The following is a 16,237-nucleotide window of genomic DNA, read 5'->3' on the forward strand; positions in this document are numbered from 1 at the left end:
GCGACGCGGTTCTCCAGGCGGTATCGGCGGAGATGCGCAATCGCTTCCGCGACGGTGACGTGGTCTGCCGCTATGGCGGCGAGGAGTTCACGATCATCGCGCCCGGCACGAACGCGACGGCGCTGCTCAACCGGGTCGAACAGGTGCGGCTGGCGATCGCCGAACTCAATATCCGCGCCGGGGGACAGAGGTTGGGCGCCACCAGCATGTCCTTCGGGATCGCCACCTGGAACAACACCATGGACCGCGATGGTACGAGCCTGATCAAGGCCGCGGACGCGGCACTCTACGACGCCAAGCGCTCTGGTCGCAATCGCGCCAAGGTCAGCCTTGTCGAGACTCAGCAGGCCGCGGCATGAGGTGATGACAGGCTAGGTGGCCGCCAGCAGCCTATGGCTTGCCGGCACCATCTCTCCTGCTTGCGCTGTAACTATCAGCGGTCCCGTTCAGCACGCTTGCGATCGGCCTTGCGAGCACGGCTGATTGCCGCTGCCCGCTCGCGAGCGCGCTTCTCGGACGGCTTCTCATAGTGCTGACGCAGGCGCATCTCGCGGTAGACGCCCTCGCGCTGCAACTTCTTCTTGAGCGCGCGCAGCGCCTGGTCGACATTGTTTTCGCGGACGATGATCTGCATGGGCGGTGAGGCTTCCAACAAGCCGCAGTGGGTGCGGCGACAATGGTGGTGCCTGTATGGCGGCGGGGCGGTCAAGCCAAGTGACGTCTGGCGATTTTACCTCAGTTTCGAAAGCTCGTGTGGGATAATTGGTCCGGTTGGCGATTGATCGGCTGCCACCTGGCTGAGTTAGCAGGTTTCCTTTTTAGGCGAGGTGGATAATTGAGCTCACGGCCTCGACAAGGAATCGTCGATTGCGGCATGAGTGATGATCTGATGCCAATTCGTCCCGAACATGTCTTTCTGTACCCGATTGACTGGCAGCATATCTCGCGCTTCATCCGTTTCAAACGGGCAGGGGGCGTTTGCGAGCATTGTCGGCGACCGCATGGCAAGCGCGTCTTTCATCTCGGAGATGGCCGATGGTGGGATGCAGAGCGGCTCTACTGGCGGTGTTCGAGGGGCAGGCGGGTAAAGCGTCCTACGGAGGACATCCTAGGCTTGGGCAGATGGACCAAGGTGGTGCTGGCCTGCGCCCACCTGCACCACAATCCAAGCGACAGCGCCTTCGACAAGCTGGCAGCCTTGTGCCAGCGCTGCCACATGATCCACGATGCTCCCGAGCATCGCCGTCGTCGCTGGTTGAACGCGCATTGTCGGCGGGCGCTGGGCGATCTCTTCCATGGCCCATACCCTGAGCGGGGTGCCGATTGGATCACGCCAACTCCCTTCAGCATGCTGGACAACTAACGAGAGGCTCCTTGGCGTACGTCATGATAGCCAAGCCTTTATGCACCTCGCCAGACGAGACTTGGTTGGCTGGTTCTGGGGCTTTGGTGACGTGGCTCATTCATGAGCGTGGGAACGGCGAAAACGGGTAGAGCATCGCTGACGATATCGGCGGTTGCCGTCTCTCCCGGCAAGCGGCATCACAAGCGTCGATTATCAGGGGAAGCGACGATGGCGACCAAGAAGGAAGCCGGTTCTGAGAAAGCGGCAGAGACGCAGACCAAGGCAGGTACGGGTATTCATGCCGCCGTACAGCCCTCCAAGGAGCTCGGTGTGATCGTGGGCAACGATGCCCTGCCGCGCAGTGAGGTCATCAGCAAGGTCTGGGACTACATCAAGTCCAAGAACCTGCAGAACCCTGAAAACAAGCGCGAAATCCTGGCCGATGCCGATCTCCAAAAGGTGTTTGGCCGTGACAAGTGCACCATGTTCGAGATGAACAAGTACATCTCGCAGCATCTCACTAAGGCCTGACATCAGGCGGGGTGGGCAACCAGGCCCACCCTGTCTTCACCTACCTACCGTATCTCGGAACAACCTGCGCGCCGTTCTGTCGCGGCCGCGCCAGGCTCTCTTAGCGGTTCCGCTCTGCCAGTTCCAATTTCAAGCTGACGATGGCGGGCTCAAGCACGTCAGCCTGTTCGTAGGTCGGTTCACGCTGGATCCGCCTCGCCTCCTGGATCAGTTCGTTCCAGTAGGCGACAGTGTCTTTGTAAACGGGATGGCCGCGCAAGCGACGGGCGCTGGCAATCGCGTTGTTCAGGTTGTCCAGGATGGGACCATGGAATTTCATCGCGCCCACGTAGCCCGGTGGTGCTTCGAATAGAATGGCAAAATTGCCCAGCTTTGTCTCGTTATGGAGGCGCGGAAGGTAAGTGGTTGAGGATGGACTGGCGTCGAGAGCGGACGGTCTGCATTCGGGTGAAACTGGTGGATTGCGGACTGGCCGCTTTCGGGCAGCCGCGAACGTAAGCTGCCATTCGTTTATGCGGTGGGGCAGGCACCTCGAACGCGTGTCGGTGGTGGATTAGGGTCAGAACCCATTGATGTGAGCGTTGCGATTTGATTCAGGCTCCACGAGGAGACCGGAATGAGCGACCTGTTTTGGCTGACGGACGAGCAGATGGAGCGGCTGCGACCGTTCTTTCTCAGGAGCTATGGCAAGCCGCGCGTGGATGACCAGCGGGTGCTGAGCGGCATCGTGTTCGTCAACAAGAACGGGCTGCGCTGGCGAGAAGCACCCGCCGCCTACGGTCCGCACAAGACGCTCTACAATCGGTGGAAGCGCTGGGGTGACGCAGGCGTCTTCTTACGCATGATGGAGGGGCTGGCGGCGGCAAGTGCCGAGCCGAGGACGGTCATGATCGACGCGACTTATCTGAAGGCGCACCGCACGGCCTCAAGCCTGCGGGTAAAAAAGGGGATCTCGGCCGCCTGATTGGGCGCACCAAGGGCGGCATGAACACCAAGCTCCACGCCGTTGCCGACGCGAACGGCCGCCCCTTGAGCTTTTTCATGACGGCCGGCCAGGTCAGCGACTACATCGGAGCGGCGGCCCTGCTCGACGACATGCCAAAGGCGCAGTGGCTGTTGGGTGATCGCGGCTATGACGCCGACTAGTTCAGGGACGCTCGACAAGCCAAGGGCATCCAGCCCTGCATTCCAGGTCGGCGATCACGCAACGAGCCGGTCAGATACGACAAGCGACGCTATCGACGACAGAGCCGCATCTAGATCCCGTTCGGTCGCCTCGAAGACTGGTGCCGTGTCGCCACCCGCTACGATCGCTGCCCTACCGCCTTCTTTTCCGCCATGCCCTCGCTGCCACCGTCATCTTCTGGCTGTGATCAACGAGTCCTAACCCTAAGACAGCGGTTCGAGCGCGTGTTCAGCCATTTGGAATGCAACTTGGGTCTACAAACGCTTAAATTGCGAGGTCTTGCCGGAGCTGCGGAACAGTTCCATCATGGCCGCCGCGGCCTTCAACCTCTAGCTACTCGCGAGACAGACCGTGCCGGCCTGCTACGTAGGGCATTTTACCGATCATCGGTGATAGTAGCCGTCCACACGCGGCTCCCAAGCAGCCGTTTTCAACAGCCTCGAGGGTTTTAGGGAGGAGCTGCGCCCACAACGTGGGAACGCTTTTAAAAGCCCCGTTGGGCTTCCTAAAACCGTGCTCGGTTCATAGTTCCCGAAATGTCCTTGCTTTTGGCGCCACTAAGGCGCCAAATCAGAATCATGGGAATGCTCGCTCATAAGACCGACGACAGGTCGCGTCAGAACCTTCGTCTCGATCCAGACCTGTGGGCCGGGATTGATCGCGCCCGCATGAAGCGGCCCGGCAATACCTCACGGAACACTTGGATAGCGGAAGCGATCGAGGAAAAGCTGCGGCGTGAAGCAGGCGATAGCGCTAATGCGTGATTTCTACGAGTTTTTTGCCGGCGGTGGCATGGCCCGCGCCGGTCTTGGCGAGGCATGGAGCTGCCTATTCGCCAATGATTTCGATCACAAAAAAAGCCGTATCTACCGAGCTAATTGGGGTGAGAGCGAACTGAAAACCGTTGACGTTGGCAAGCTGACGACGGCCGAACTTCCTGGCCGAGCTGACCTCGCATGGGGCTCTTTTCCCTGCCAAGACCTCTCGCTGGCTGGTGGAGGTGCCGGATTGAAAGGCGACCGGTCTGGCACCTTTTGGCCATTCTGGAAGCTAATGAAGGGTCTCATCGCCGAGGGCAGAGCACCTCGAATGATCGTTCTCGAAAACGTCTGCGGTACGTTGACCTCGCATGGTGGCAAAGACTTCGCGGCGATCTGCGGAGCCTTGCAGCAAGAATTTTATCGCTATGGCGTTCTCATTATCGACGCAGCCGCGTTCGTCCCTCATTCCAGACCACGTTTATTCGTAGTTGGCGTTCGCCAGGACGTTGCAATCCCCGCTTATTTAATCGCCGATGAACCTTCGGCACCGTTTCACACCCGCACCTTGCGAACTGCCTATGACAAGCTTCCCGTAGAAGCGAAGAAGAGCTGGATTTGGTGGAACCTGGCTGCGCCGCCTCCCCGGAAAACGACTTTTGCGGAGTTGATCGAGGACGCGCCGAAGAGCGTGTCTTGGCATACGGAAGACGTGACCAAGCAGCTGCTTGCTATGATGAGCGAGGTGAATCGGGCGAAGGTCGATGCCGCCAAGAATATGGGGCACCGAATGGTGGGCGGCATCTACAAGCGTACGCGGCTGGATGAAACGGGCCGCAAGGTTCAGCGTGCCGAGGTCAGGTTCGATGATATCGCTGGTTGCCTGCGAACGCCGGCGGGCGGATCGAGCCGCCAGCTGATCCTTGTAGTCGAAGGCGCAAGCGTGAAGTCGCGGCTGATTTCCAGCCGAGAAACAGCGCGCCTTATGGGCTTACCCGACGAATATGAGCTGCCGAGCAATTATAACGAAGCCTATCACCTGACCGGCGATGGAGTCGTCGTGCCGGTTGTGCGACACTTGGCCGAGCGGATTTTTGAGCCGATTCTGGATTACGACACCCGTCTGACAAAGGCGGCGGCATGACAATCATCCCGTGCTTGCAGAATGACGAATTGCGAAAACGGATCGAGACCTACTCGGAGGTCTTGAAAACCGAGGCGCACAAGCTGGGCGATCACGGTTTAGATGAAACCGAGTTCTACAACAGCGGCCTTTTTCGGGGTGCGATCGAGCGCATTCGTGGCCAGTTTTCGGCGACGATGGGACCCAAGCGTGAGTTTGCCCGCCATGTCCTCAACTACATGCAGGATCGTGGCTTTATCACAGACTGGCAGTCGGCTGGAGAAGCCAACCGTCACGACTATTCCGTTACCATGCCATCTGGCCGGATTGTCGCTATCGAGCTGAAAGGCTGTCTCGACGGCAACAACACCAATATTTTCGATAGGCCGCCACAGGCGCACGAGTTCGTCATTTGGAGTGTCTGCACGAATCCAGGTGCCAACCCGCGACACAACGCATGGTCGGGCATACATACGCGGCTAAGCGCCGAGATTATTTCCCGGCAGGAGAGGGTGGACGGTACGATCATCTGGGACATGGTGTGCGGAACCCTTGGCCGGCCCTGCCCAAAAATCGCTGGTGAGGAAAAGCCGCGTGTCACGGTGCTAGGACCATACGAGTTGCCGCCACCCTGTATCTACGTCTTTCCAGCCACGGTGCCATCACCCCGCAACAATCCGCATCCTCCCGCGCAGCAGCTTGGCGACGTGCATTTTCTTAAAGCGCTGCATGATTGCTTTCAGGGCCACAATGATGAAGTGAACTACGTCGATTTTGCGGTCGAGTATCGCGGAGTTGATACCGTTCGGAAAACGACGGTGACGCGCGGTGGCGCACCGGTCATGGAGTCGGCGCCTACGGCGATCCGGCGGACCTGACCAGTGCGAGATCAGGTCGGGGGGTTGGGTGGCGATTGATTTCAGTTTCCGGAGGAAAGGGGTTAGCAAGCTGACAACATCTCCCGGTGTCTACATTCTGGCGGACCTAAACAATGTGCCAGTCTATGTTGGGCAGTCGACCAGCAGCATCCGAGGCAGGGTGCAGCGACATCTCACATCGGCCAGATCAGACGTGATCGCAAACCGCCAGATCGACGTTTGGGAGATCGCCTTTGTTTGGGCTTACCCGGTAAAGACCAACGCAATGATCGGCCCCCTCGAAGCTGTCCTGTTTCATCATTACCATCCTAAATCACGGCTGATGAACGGTACCGTTCCAGCTAAACCTTCACGTCGGCCGAAAATCCCAAAGCCGGCCGACGTTGTTCAAGTCATGAGCGATGAGGAAATTGCTGAGAAGAAGGGTCCGGAATTACGTTTGCCGCGCCAGGCGGCGCATTACGCTCAGCTCGTCAGCCACTTCGTTTCAGTGAAGAATTCAGACCAAGTCGCGACCTCCATGGATGCCCATTTTGAGCGACTTGCAAAATATCATTCCGCCATGCTTGGTCTGTCAACGCCAGAGAAAAAATGAATTTCGAGGCGAACCGCAGCTGCATCATGCGAACCGTTAGGTGTTTGATCCCGCGGTTTGATGGTGCGATCCTTTCGTTGGAATGGAAGGAAGCCGCATGGGACAGGTACGTCATGGGTGCGCCACGACCACGCACGCCGTCCGAGCAGCAATACAGCGATCGCAAGCTTCGCTCGCGACGCTGAGCCGTGAGCTGGGGATCAACCCGAAGACCGTCGCGAAGTGGCGGAAGCGGGCAACGGTCGAGGATCTGAAGACCGGCCCGAAGGCCCCTCATTCGACTACCTTGACCGAGGCTGAAGAGGCGATGGTTGTGTCGTTCCGACGGCACACGTTACTACCGCTCGACGATTGCCTCTACGCCCTGCAGCCGTCGATCCCGCACCTGACCCGATCAGCGCTGCATCGTTGCCTGCAGCGGCACGGCATCTCACGGTTGCCGGATGTCGAGGGCGACAAGCCGAAGCGTCAGCGCTTTAAGCGCTACCCGATCGGCTTCTTCCACATCGATATTGCTGAGGTACAGACTGCCGAAGGCAAGCTCTACCTGTTCGTCGGCATAGACCGCACAAGCAAATTTGCGGTCACGCAGCTGGTCGACAAAGCCGACCGACGGACAGCGTGGGAATTCCTGGAACACCTGCTGAAAGCCGTGCCGTACCGAATACACACGATCCTGACCGGTAACGGCATCCAGTTCGCCGACCAGCCGCGCAACCGCAACACCGCCTGGTCGCGCCAGATGCGCTTCGACATGATCTGCGAGGCGAACGCCATCGAGCACCGACTGACAAAGCCAAACCACCCGTGGACCAACGGCCAGGTCGAGCGGATGAACCGAACGATCAAGGACGCGACCGTCAAACGCTTCCATTACGAGAGCCACGACCAGCTCCGGACGCACCTCGCTGACTTCATGGCAGCTTACAACTTCGCCCGCCGGCTCAAGACGCTCAACGGCCTTACACCCTACGAATACATCGCCAAGATCTGGACGTCAGAGCCAGATCGGTTCATCCTCGACCCGATCCACCAGATGCCGGGACTGAACACCTAGGCACGATAGCTCATCATCGTAGCTGCGTTTTCTACGTCTGTTTTATAGCTTCTTAGAAGCACTAAAACTTCGTCTGCCAAGCTACGCCATTCATCAGAACTTATGTCCAAATATTCACCATGAGCTATCTTATTGCGCCTTTTCAGCAGAGACTCATCTATCAGGTTGGCCTTGGCCTCGTAGGGAACATGGCTAATACATAGTGACGACGCAATATTAAAGAATACTGTAGAACTTAAATTTGACTCAGTGTTGACCGCGCCAGAAAAATCAACGCTGAACCGTTCAGACATTTTCGTTGTTAGGAATGACAAAGCGCTTAAATTGCCCTCGTAGTTCCCAGACTCACGAAGGGTGTTAAGGTACGCTTTCATACCCATAACCACGAATGGAGCCTTTAATTCAGAATAATATATCTTCTGATTATTCAAGTACTCTACATACGCCAAAGACGATGCTTTTACAAATCCCTCCCAATGGGCATAAAGCACTGCAACTCCAGCTCGTATAAGAGTCGATTGAGATAAAGATTTAGAGGACTTTACACCTGTTTTAAGGTCGGCGACCTCTTTAAGTCGCCAACCCATTTCTTTATCAAGACGATCCTGTAAATGGCTAAGCGTTCGAATCTTCATATATCAAGGACGCAAAAATGACTGCCCCATGGGCAGTAAGTTTACTAACCGAGTGGTGCCACGGGTACCGCCACCAGAATTATTCCTAAAAGTTTGATCTGCCCAAAGGCTTTGAGCCTTGGAAATTATAAAATTCTTTCGTGCTACACCATCCATGCCTTCGATAGCATCGATGTTCCTAGCAACACCAGGGGCAAGAACCTCAAAGACAGAGATCAGAAACTTACCTTTGAAAGCGGTTCCATCCCATCGCTTAAAGGCGTCTGACCCAAGCGCATCATTAAGGACTGTAAAAACGCGCCTAAACAATTCACCTTGAGTCTCAAAATCGAAGTTCTCATCACTAGCCATCTGAATCAGTGAACTGTCTAAGTACTCATGAACATCAAGTGCCTTATTGTACGGTGTGTTCAAGAATGACAGAAAGCGAAGGGCTAGTTCAACATGGCCTTGGCTTTCAATTGCTGTATCAGTCTGAGCAGTTGTCTCTTTGAAAGGATCAAAGATGGCTAGATCCATGATCCAAGAATGGAAGTCAGGGTTAATCATAACTGCGATGCAATTCCGTACTTCTTGTTCAGATAGACGCTCTCCACCTGTATTTAGCCGCTGGAAAAGCTCATATTTAGCTTTTGCATCGCTCTCTTTCTTAAGTATTTCAATGCGCAAGCGAGCTCTTTTTACCTGAAGCTGCTGAGCCTGACCTATTCCATCATCAGAATCTGAGGAAGAAGGTTCCCACTTTTTTCCTTCCAAAGAAGGGAGGTAATTCGTTCCCGCGAGCGTCAGAGGCATAGGATTAGCGCCTGCGCCCTGAAGTAAGCCTGTAAACTGAAATACAGTCGAGAGCCGTTGAAGGCCGTCGATTAGCTCCCAGATGCCGTTTTCATCCTGAAAGACGAAAATGGGCGGAATAGGGATACCAAGCAATAATGACTCGATGAATCTCGTCTTGTTAGTCTCATCCCATCGGAAGAGACGCTGATAAGCTGGGTTTATACGAAGCTCGTTGTCTCGATAGAGATTCATAATCTCCCCGATGGACATCTCATACCCATCGGAAATTATCTCTGTACGTGCGAGTGCAATTTCCTCTGACAGCGGCATCAGCGATTTCTCCTGTTGGCTGAAGAATGCAGCATAACAACCGCTAAACGCAAGGTGTTTAGGTGTTCAGTCCCAGCATCTGGTGGATCGGGTCGACGATGAACCGCCTGGCTCTGACTGAGCTGCTGCCGGTCCGATGGATACCAGGTTAAGCTACCTGCGCCTGCCGTTCGAAGTCCATGGCGCTGAGATAGCCCATCTGCGGCTTTCACCATGAGCGAATGGCAGAAGTTGGGAGCGGGCACGCACCCCGGAATGACCGGTTCTGGGTCCAAGTGACTGGTTTCCCCCCGAAACTGGAACGTCATAGTTCGCTTGCAGTCGCCGCTGCTCTTTATCGCTGTACAAGATCCTGCAGGCGGTCTCCGAAGCGCAACCAGCTTCCGCTGATGTGTAAGCTGTCAAAAAGCTCGGCGGGCGTGACCGCCAGCAGCGCGATAAACTCCCCGCTCGCATCGGTCATGTCGTATCGCGTCCGCAGGTCGGCAACAAAGCGGTTGTGATAGTTCGCCAGCCAGATCAGCTTGCGGCGCTCCTTACCGCTCACTGATTGGAGCTCGGTCTCGATCAAGTCACGGTGGCGCATCAGAAATGAGAATTGGCCAATCTCGCCCTCATCGAACTCTCCAGCGTCTGCGGCTGCGAGGTAATCAAGAAAATAACAGCCATCTTCGCCCACGGCAATGTAGCGTCGGGCCATCTCCAAGTCGTTTTCGTCGAACTGTCCTTCCTGCCAGAGGAACGGGTCATCGAGGAACGCCTCGACCGCCGCCTCATCGATCGTGATCCGTGGATAAACCGCCTCATTCTGCTCGATTTCATAGGCCCGCACCATCGCCGGTCCGAACACCGGGCCACTACCGTCGATGCCGACATGAACATCGCCAATAGTAAGGCCGCCGCGAATCAGGATACCTCGATTCAAACACTGGATCTGGGCATGCATGAGGTTCAGTAGTTCGTAGAGGAAAGGACCGTCCTGCGACTGAGTCTCCGTCGTTCTGACGCGCACGACGGCGTCAGACACCGACTCGGAAAAGGACTGGCTGTAAAGCCGCAGTTCGTCCAATCGGTTCGATATGGGCTCTTCGTGTCCATCGCCGCGTGTGTAGTTCCGTAGTAGACTCAAGATCTCAAGGATCTGCCCAGCGTCGCGGGTGGCGAGTAGACGGCGGAAGCCGAGGATGTCAATGAACGTAACAATGGCCTTCTCGTACCCTGAGGGGGCCGGGATAGGGTCTGTAGGCGTGGTAGCCATTAGGTGCGCATCCTCTAGAAGATAAAGATTTTTGTCGAGCCGAAATCGAATTTTAGCAAGATATGGATTGCAACCATTGCGCAAGGATGTCCACGCAACGACCTGTTGAAGCCGGCTAACCGCTAAGTTGCCTAAGATCTGGCGGTCCGGCAAGGTCCTCATGTCGCACGAAATTGGGGATCTGGGCTTGCTTTCGCCGTGCTCCCGAGTTTGATACATGGCGGGTCTCTAGTACCGGCAAGAGGGCTCTGGGAGACCGCTTCTGGTCCAGCCTGCTCAACCTTACATCTACGCTCCCTTGCTCAAATTTAGGTTGGCTGCCGCAGACTGAATGGCGTCGGTAACATCTTGAACTCCCTCGATAAGCCACACCGCGTCCTCAAGCAGGAAGCGCCAGCCGTTGACGTGTTTGATGTGCATTGCCCGGCTTACGACTGCTGCATGGGGAATGATGGCCGCACGGCGTACAGCGAAGTCGGAACTGAAAAGCACCGCCGCTAGGTAATCAAAGGCTTTGTCGGGCAAGCCGCGTAGTACGCCGAGCTGCCGCTCTCCAGCCCTATTGTTGCGCAGCCTGCGGGCCTTGATTTGATAGCGTGTGCCTTGATTGTCCTGGGCGTCGTAGCCGGTCGCCGAGTTCACCGTCAGCTCCCAGCCGAAAGCTTTAGCAAAGAGATGCTCTGCATAGTCGCCAAGTGGCGCATTCCCAGTCCGGACCACCTCGTGGCGCCGGAGCTCTTCGACTGCAGCCGCCTGCAAACGAAGGAGCGTCGTCGCGCTTGCAGCTCGCAAGAACGGCCACTCAGCGCCGAGCAGGGAGGGCGGATGCGCTACCCCAGTCGCTGAAGGTTGCGGGCTCGCTGTCTCACCCGGCGTGGGCCGGCTGACGTAGACCGACTCTGGAACTAGTCGACGCAGTCGGTTGCCTACGTTCATCCGCTGCTGTCCTGCGTTCAGGTGCGCGTATTTCGCTGCATCCACCCCGAACTCGGCAGCGACCGATGCCAAAAGCCCGAGGTCCAAAAGTCCGTCACGGCCAGTTGTGCGCGCCCGTAGCCAACGGTTGAAGGGACTGTCGCGCGTCTCCGCGTTCCAGGCCTCACGTTGCTCCGGTGTGAAGTGCATTGCCGCTGGACCTCCCCATGCTAATCGAAACTACCTGCCTATCGAAGTGGAAGGCTGCCGACGAGAGTGCGGCTATCCGCGAGCGGGTGCCCAGACGGCCGTGAACGAGCGGCCGGTTTCAGGAGGCGCTACAGCGGCATTAGATGACTGCTTCTGGGTCCTCGCCGCGGCGAGGCCATTGGCGGGTGTCGACCAAATCACGCCGCTCCGATACGGTGACGGGAATGTCCGCCCACGTCAAAACCAACCATTCGCAATGCTGATAGCTGCCGGGCAGTAAGGTGCCTACCTATACCTATCAGGAAGGAGTATGGCGAAGTACAAGGAACACTATCAGGTTTAACGCAGCAAAGACGATGCTGAAGTGAATGCGGAAATCGTGGCGACGACTAAGCGCAAGCGCGGGGAACCCACAATGCGAACGGAAGCGGTGACGCGGTAGCTACCCAAGTCTTCTGAGGTTCCAGGATCTCTTCCAAAGTCTATTTTCTAACCTCAGACTTGGCTTCTTCTGGATCTTCGGCATCGCCACCGTGATGCGTGATGGCTTCGTAGATATTGCCGCCGTGCTCGATCAGCTTGTCTGCCTGCTCGACAACCGCGCTCGATGCAGCAATCGCTACGCCGATCGCGACAATCGGCTTCTTTGCCTTTTGGAACCATGAGCGGGCGCTGTCGGTCTGACCGCCTTCCATATTCTGGCTACGAGCGACCTCGGCGGCCATCGATCCGTATGCGCGTGAAATGCCGTCGATACCAATGAACTGGTAATTGCCTATCGCCCAACGAAGGTGGTGTAGCTGACGGATCACAAAGGCCCTCAGGGTCGCGTCATCGATCGCATCTGTTGCGCTCTCGATCAGCTTATCAACTGAAGCAGTCCATGCCTTGAGCGTCGCCTTGGGCATGTCGCGATTCGCATTAGGCTTTAGGACGTCATCGAGTAACGTCAGGAGACGGAACGAGTCCGCTTCCTTTTTTAGCTCATCCGTGGTTAATACTTGTAGTTTCGTGACCTCGACATAATTCTGGAGGGTACCTGCCGCCCCAAGATACATTTGCTTGCTGGCATGACGCAGAGAGCTATTTTCGATCTCATCATGCAGCGCAGCTAGACTTCGTGAGATAGCTCCCAGCGCGAAATAATATTCGTCGCTCGAAATTTCAGCATCGAACAAGGCGGCCCAAGCCGTTCCCATATACCGGTTTTGACCACCGGTAACGGCCCGAAAAACCGAAACTACCTCCGAAGCGCGAGTGTGGTGATTGATTTCGACTTCTTCCGCGTCAGCCATGTTCGCTCCCTCTGCCGACTAGATAGGCACAGTGGAACAAGCGAGCAACATGCGGCTCACGGTTGAGCGTCAACCATGCGTCAGCTTTGATAGAAGCGCGTCCGTCCTGCTCTCAAAATTGATGAGCAGCCTGTATTAGCGGGTCATAGCGGCGCGACCAGCTCCAAAACCGATGTCGGCTTCGCGCGAACTGGTGTCCAGAAGCTGCCAGGTTGCAATCAACCTATCTCTGCCGTTGTATGGTGCGCATGTGGCAGACGTCGGATGTCGGCTATGGGCAAAATCTGCCGTTCGAAACATCGCCGAAGAACAGCACAAATGTCCTACTCCTGGCCGTTTCCACTACGTCAATGTGGCTGCGTAGCCCTCGGAGCATGTCACATTAACGAGCGTCCGAAGCTGGGGGCTGGTCAAGCAGGTCTGAATGACTGCATGTGGGTCACCAGCCATATGAGCCATGTCCGCATACGATAAAATCTGCGGCGTGAAGGGCCTCGCAGCAGGGCATGGTCGCCTCCGGAGACTTCTTCCTGTTCTGGACGTTCAACGGCAAACAGGCTGAAGGAAGCAGGAATGGCTCGGCTCTATCGGCTGGCGATCGCGTGGTGCGTGGCCATTCTTGGAGGGTTTTTCGCGGTCGCCGGTGGTGTTTTGGCCTCGATGGGCGGATCGCCCTATTACGTGATCACTGGTCTCGCGATGGTGGTTAGCGGTGCGCTGCTCGGCCGTGTGCCCCGGCTCGGACGATGGCTGTTCGTTTTGGTATGGCTGGGCACGCTCATCTGGGCGCTGTGGGAAGTTGGGCTAGACGGATTGCAACTTGTCCCCAGGTTGGTAGCGCCGACCGTGCTGCTGGTACTGGTACTATTGACGGGATGGCGAGCGGGGTCGTGGCGCTCCGGTGCCCGCGTAGTTCCCGCCGCTGCGGCAGTGCTCCTCCTACTCGGCGTAAGCGGTGTTCTGGTGCATGGCGACGGGGTAGAAGCACAAGGCGCGGCCCGCACCGTGACACCGCCTGTCGCCTCTACCGGTGAGGCAAATGGCGATTGGCGCGATTACGGCGGCACCCTGTCGGGGCGGCGCTACTCGGCACTGGCGGATATCACACCGCAGAATGTCGGGCAGCTGCAGCTCGCCTGGACGCAGCGGACCGGCGACCTGCCGGTGGCGGCGGAAACGCAGGAGCATAAGCGCGAGTATCATTCGGAGGCGACGCCAATCCACATCGGCGACACGCTCTACACTTGCACGCCACACTCCTTCGTACAGGCGATCGACGCGACCACGGGCAAAACGAAGTGGAGCTGGCATGAAGACGCGCCGATCGCCGGCAACAATTATCTGGTCTGCCGCGGCGTTACCTACTTCGAGGCACCGGCAGGCACGCCATGCCCACGTCGCATCTTCGCACCGACCTTCAACGCTCGGCTAGTGGCGCTCGATGCGGACACAGGACGGCCATGTCAGAGCTTCGCTAATGGTGGCGCAATCGATCTGCGCGCCAACATGGGTACCTCCAAGCCGTCCGATCAGATCGGCACGACGCCACCCGTGGTCGTCAATAATCGGTTGATCATCGGGGAGCGGATCATCGACAATGTCAACCGCAACATTCCATCGGGCGTGGTGCGGGCCTATGATCCGGTGTCGGGCGCTCCGGTCTGGGCATGGGACGTCGGTCGCTCGCAAGACGCCATCGCGCCGCTGCCGGAGGGGCAAACCTACACGCGCGGCACGCCCAATGTCTGGGGCGCGATCACTGCTGATGCCGCCAATGGCATCGTCTATCTAGGGACGGGCAATGCCTCACCCGACTATTGGATCGGCTATCGCCGGCCATTCGACGATCGTTTCGGCTCATCCATCGTCGCGCTCGACATCGCCACTGGCAAGCTGCGCTGGACCCGCCAACTCGTCCACCGCGACATGTGGGACATGGATCTGCCGATCGGCCCGTCGCTGTTCGACTATCGTGCACCTGACGGGCAGGTCACCCCCGCTCTGATCCAGACGACCAAGATGGGCCAGGTCTTCTTTCTGAACCGGCTGACCGGCGCGCCGATCGCCGCGATCACCGAAAGGCCGGTGCGCACCGACGGCGCGACGCCGGGCGTGCGTGTGTCGCCGACGCAGCCTTTCTCGACCGGCATGCCGAGCTTCACCCCGCCGGCACCGACCGAGGTTGCCACCTGGGGCGCGACGCCGATTGACCAGTTATTCTGCCGCATCGATATTCGCCGTGCGCAGGGTGCAGGCATCTACCAGCCGATGGGGCTGAAGCCGATCATCGGCCATCCCGCCTTTGACGGCGTCACCGATTGGGGCGGCGCAGCTGTGGACCCCGTCCGCGGTATCATGACCGTCAACACGATGGAGATGCCGTTCAAGCTATGGCTCATGCGCCGCGACGATCCGCGGGTGGCGGCGCTTATGAAGCAGAAGCAGGGCGGCGAAAACGCCATGCAGGCGCAGCTCCAGACTCAGTATAACACCCCCTATGTCGCAGTAGTGAAGGCCTGGGTCGGCATCTTCGGTGCGCCCTGCGTTGCCCCGCCCTGGGGTCATCTGAGTGCTGTCGACCTCGGCACACGACGCGTCCTTTGGAAGAAGGTGCTGGGGACTGCGCGTGATACCGGCCTGTTTGGATCGCATCTGGGTGTGCCAATCAAGACCGGCGTACCGAACCTCGGCGGCTCGATCATCACTGCGGGCGGTCTTGCCTTCATCGGGGCGACGACCGACCAATATCTCCGCGCTTTCGACCTCAGCACCGGCAAGGTGGTGTGGAAGGCTCGGCTGCCAGCCGGTGCACAGGCAACGCCGATGACCTATCGCGGGCGTGACGGGCGGCAATATGTTGTCATCACCGCTGGCGGCCACGGTGCGCTAGGAACGCGGTACGGCGACTATACACTGGCTTATGCTCTGCCGAGGAGCTGATACGATCCAACCGACACAGGCCCCGGGCACCGGACCGATTGTACGCTCACAGGCGCCTGTCTTCACCGATGGCAGGACAGGGCGAACGACGGCCACGACCACGATGTGCTCAAGACCTTGCTGATGCATCGAAGCCTGGCAGAGGCCTTAGGTGTTTGATCCCGCGGTTTGATGGTGCGATCCTTTCGTTGGAATGGAAGGAAGCCGCATGGGACAGGTACGTCATGGGTGCGCCACGACCACGCACGCCGTCCGAGCAGCAATACAGCGATCGCAAGCTTCGCTCTCGACGCTGAGCCGTGAGTTGGGGATCAACCCGAAGACCGTCGCGAAATGGCGTAAGAGGGCGACGGTCGAGGATCTGAAGACCGGGCCGAAGGCCCCTCATTCCACCACCCTGTCGA

At 57.8% G+C, this 16,237-nt stretch carries 16 protein-coding genes and 2 pseudogenes; 11 read left to right on the plus strand and 7 right to left on the minus strand.

The genetic code is table 11. The features are described 5' to 3' along the window. A partial coding sequence (locus tag BRX43_RS18310; protein ID WP_164523672.1) for a GGDEF domain-containing protein occupies positions 1-359 on the plus strand: 359 nt, incomplete at its 5' end. 74 nt (positions 360-433) lie between these two features. Here BRX43_RS18310 and rpsU read toward each other — a convergent pair. After that, positions 434-634, minus strand: a complete 201-nt coding sequence (gene rpsU, locus BRX43_RS18315) for a 30S ribosomal protein S21 (protein WP_125996522.1) — start codon at positions 632-634, stop codon at positions 434-436. A gap of 240 nt (positions 635-874) precedes the next feature. Here rpsU and BRX43_RS18320 point away from each other — a divergent pair, with 240 nt between their 5' ends. Together BRX43_RS18320 and BRX43_RS18325 are read left to right on the plus strand one after the other, a co-directional pair. Beyond that, a complete protein-coding gene (locus BRX43_RS18320) occupies positions 875-1,363 on the plus strand; it encodes a hypothetical protein (RefSeq protein WP_241215064.1) in 489 nt (162 codons plus the stop codon). 210 nt (positions 1,364-1,573) lie between these two features. Beyond that, positions 1,574-1,876 carry an SWIB/MDM2 domain-containing protein gene (locus BRX43_RS18325; protein WP_125996523.1) on the plus strand — a complete coding sequence of 101 codons (303 nt, stop codon included), beginning with the start codon at positions 1,574-1,576 and terminating at the stop codon, positions 1,874-1,876. 100 nt (positions 1,877-1,976) lie between these two features. Here the strand turns inward: BRX43_RS18325 and BRX43_RS18330 are convergent, their stop codons facing one another. Then, on the minus strand, positions 1,977-2,195 hold the full coding sequence (locus BRX43_RS18330; RefSeq protein WP_125996524.1) for a hypothetical protein: 219 nt from the start codon (positions 2,193-2,195) through the stop codon (positions 1,977-1,979). 297 nt (positions 2,196-2,492) lie between these two features. On the opposite strand from BRX43_RS18330, the pseudogene BRX43_RS18335 reads away from it, so the two are divergent. The 6 genes and pseudogenes from BRX43_RS18335 to BRX43_RS18370 all read left to right on the plus strand — a co-directional run bounded on the left by BRX43_RS18335 (position 2,493) and on the right by BRX43_RS18370 (position 7,473). Beyond that, positions 2,493-3,249 (plus strand): annotated as a pseudogene (locus BRX43_RS18335) (IS5 family transposase). A gap of 391 nt (positions 3,250-3,640) precedes the next feature. Continuing rightward, complete coding sequence (locus BRX43_RS18345; RefSeq protein WP_125996525.1) at positions 3,641-3,826, plus strand: hypothetical protein; 186 nt, start codon at positions 3,641-3,643, stop codon at positions 3,824-3,826. Further along, a complete protein-coding gene (locus BRX43_RS18350) occupies positions 3,819-4,964 on the plus strand; it encodes a DNA cytosine methyltransferase (RefSeq protein WP_125996526.1) in 1,146 nt (381 codons plus the stop codon). The genes BRX43_RS18345 and BRX43_RS18350 overlap by 8 nt, the downstream gene beginning before the upstream one ends. Next, positions 4,961-5,821, plus strand: a complete 861-nt coding sequence (locus BRX43_RS18355; RefSeq protein WP_125996527.1) for a hypothetical protein — start codon at positions 4,961-4,963, stop codon at positions 5,819-5,821. Before BRX43_RS18350 ends, BRX43_RS18355 begins: the two co-directional genes overlap by 4 nt. A gap of 28 nt (positions 5,822-5,849) precedes the next feature. Continuing rightward, complete coding sequence (locus BRX43_RS18360; protein WP_125996528.1) at positions 5,850-6,416, plus strand: GIY-YIG nuclease family protein; 567 nt, start codon at positions 5,850-5,852, stop codon at positions 6,414-6,416. Positions 6,417-6,513: 97 nt separating this feature from the next. Then, the gene (locus BRX43_RS18370) at positions 6,514-7,473 is read left to right on the plus strand and encodes an IS481 family transposase (RefSeq protein ID WP_125996529.1); all 960 of its coding nucleotides are present in this window, start codon (positions 6,514-6,516) and stop codon (positions 7,471-7,473) included. On the opposite strand, the gene BRX43_RS18375 is transcribed toward BRX43_RS18370, so the two are convergent. The 5 genes from BRX43_RS18375 to BRX43_RS18395 all read right to left on the minus strand — a co-directional run bounded on the left by BRX43_RS18375 (position 7,470) and on the right by BRX43_RS18395 (position 12,893). After that, positions 7,470-8,108 (minus strand): MAE_28990/MAE_18760 family HEPN-like nuclease, encoded by a 639-nt coding sequence (locus tag BRX43_RS18375; RefSeq protein ID WP_125996530.1) that lies wholly within the window; start codon positions 8,106-8,108, stop codon positions 7,470-7,472. The genes BRX43_RS18370 and BRX43_RS18375 overlap by 4 nt on opposite strands. Before the next feature lie 3 nt (positions 8,109-8,111). Further along, complete coding sequence (locus tag BRX43_RS18380; protein WP_125996531.1) at positions 8,112-9,215, minus strand: DUF262 domain-containing protein; 1,104 nt, start codon at positions 9,213-9,215, stop codon at positions 8,112-8,114. Positions 9,216-9,549: 334 nt separating this feature from the next. Beyond that, a complete protein-coding gene (locus BRX43_RS18385; protein ID WP_206433273.1) occupies positions 9,550-10,635 on the minus strand; it encodes a hypothetical protein in 1,086 nt (361 codons plus the stop codon). Positions 10,636-10,761: 126 nt separating this feature from the next. Further along, complete coding sequence (locus BRX43_RS18390; protein WP_206433274.1) at positions 10,762-11,496, minus strand: hypothetical protein; 735 nt, start codon at positions 11,494-11,496, stop codon at positions 10,762-10,764. Positions 11,497-12,080: 584 nt separating this feature from the next. Then, positions 12,081-12,893 (minus strand): hypothetical protein, encoded by an 813-nt coding sequence (locus BRX43_RS18395; protein WP_125996533.1) that lies wholly within the window; start codon positions 12,891-12,893, stop codon positions 12,081-12,083. Positions 12,894-13,466: 573 nt separating this feature from the next. Here BRX43_RS18395 and BRX43_RS18400 point away from each other — a divergent pair. Together BRX43_RS18400 and BRX43_RS18410 are read left to right on the plus strand one after the other, a co-directional pair. Beyond that, positions 13,467-15,833: a membrane-bound PQQ-dependent dehydrogenase, glucose/quinate/shikimate family gene (locus tag BRX43_RS18400; RefSeq protein ID WP_125996534.1), complete on the plus strand. Its 2,367-nt coding sequence runs from the start codon at positions 13,467-13,469 to the stop codon at positions 15,831-15,833. A gap of 208 nt (positions 15,834-16,041) precedes the next feature. Further along, positions 16,042-16,237 (plus strand): annotated as a pseudogene (locus tag BRX43_RS18410) (IS481 family transposase); the annotation flags it as partial.

This window comes from Sphingomonas sp. S-NIH.Pt15_0812 (assembly GCF_003951315.1).
GTDB lineage: Bacteria > Pseudomonadota > Alphaproteobacteria > Sphingomonadales > Sphingomonadaceae > Sphingomonas.

Bases quoted from the DNA above. Each gene is read 5' to 3' on its own strand.
- rpsU (WP_125996522.1), bottom strand. From the start codon at position 634: ATGCAGATCATCGTCCGCGAAAACAATGTCGACCAGGCGCTGCGCGCG.
- BRX43_RS18320 (WP_241215064.1), top strand. From the start codon at position 875: ATGAGTGATGATCTGATGCCAATTCGTCCCGAACATGTCTTTCTGTAC.
- BRX43_RS18325 (WP_125996523.1), top strand. From the start codon at position 1,574: ATGGCGACCAAGAAGGAAGCCGGTTCTGAGAAAGCGGCAGAGACGCAG.
- BRX43_RS18330 (WP_125996524.1), bottom strand. From the start codon at position 2,195: ATGAAATTCCATGGTCCCATCCTGGACAACCTGAACAACGCGATTGCC.
- BRX43_RS18345 (WP_125996525.1), top strand. From the start codon at position 3,641: ATGGGAATGCTCGCTCATAAGACCGACGACAGGTCGCGTCAGAACCTT.
- BRX43_RS18350 (WP_125996526.1), top strand. From the start codon at position 3,819: ATGCGTGATTTCTACGAGTTTTTTGCCGGCGGTGGCATGGCCCGCGCC.
- BRX43_RS18355 (WP_125996527.1), top strand. From the start codon at position 4,961: ATGACAATCATCCCGTGCTTGCAGAATGACGAATTGCGAAAACGGATC.
- BRX43_RS18370 (WP_125996529.1), top strand. From the start codon at position 6,514: ATGGGACAGGTACGTCATGGGTGCGCCACGACCACGCACGCCGTCCGA.
- BRX43_RS18375 (WP_125996530.1), bottom strand. From the start codon at position 8,108: ATGAAGATTCGAACGCTTAGCCATTTACAGGATCGTCTTGATAAAGAA.
- BRX43_RS18380 (WP_125996531.1), bottom strand. From the start codon at position 9,215: ATGCCGCTGTCAGAGGAAATTGCACTCGCACGTACAGAGATAATTTCC.
- BRX43_RS18385 (WP_206433273.1), bottom strand. From the start codon at position 10,635: ATGAGGACCTTGCCGGACCGCCAGATCTTAGGCAACTTAGCGGTTAGC.
- BRX43_RS18395 (WP_125996533.1), bottom strand. From the start codon at position 12,893: ATGGCTGACGCGGAAGAAGTCGAAATCAATCACCACACTCGCGCTTCG.
- BRX43_RS18400 (WP_125996534.1), top strand. From the start codon at position 13,467: ATGGCTCGGCTCTATCGGCTGGCGATCGCGTGGTGCGTGGCCATTCTT.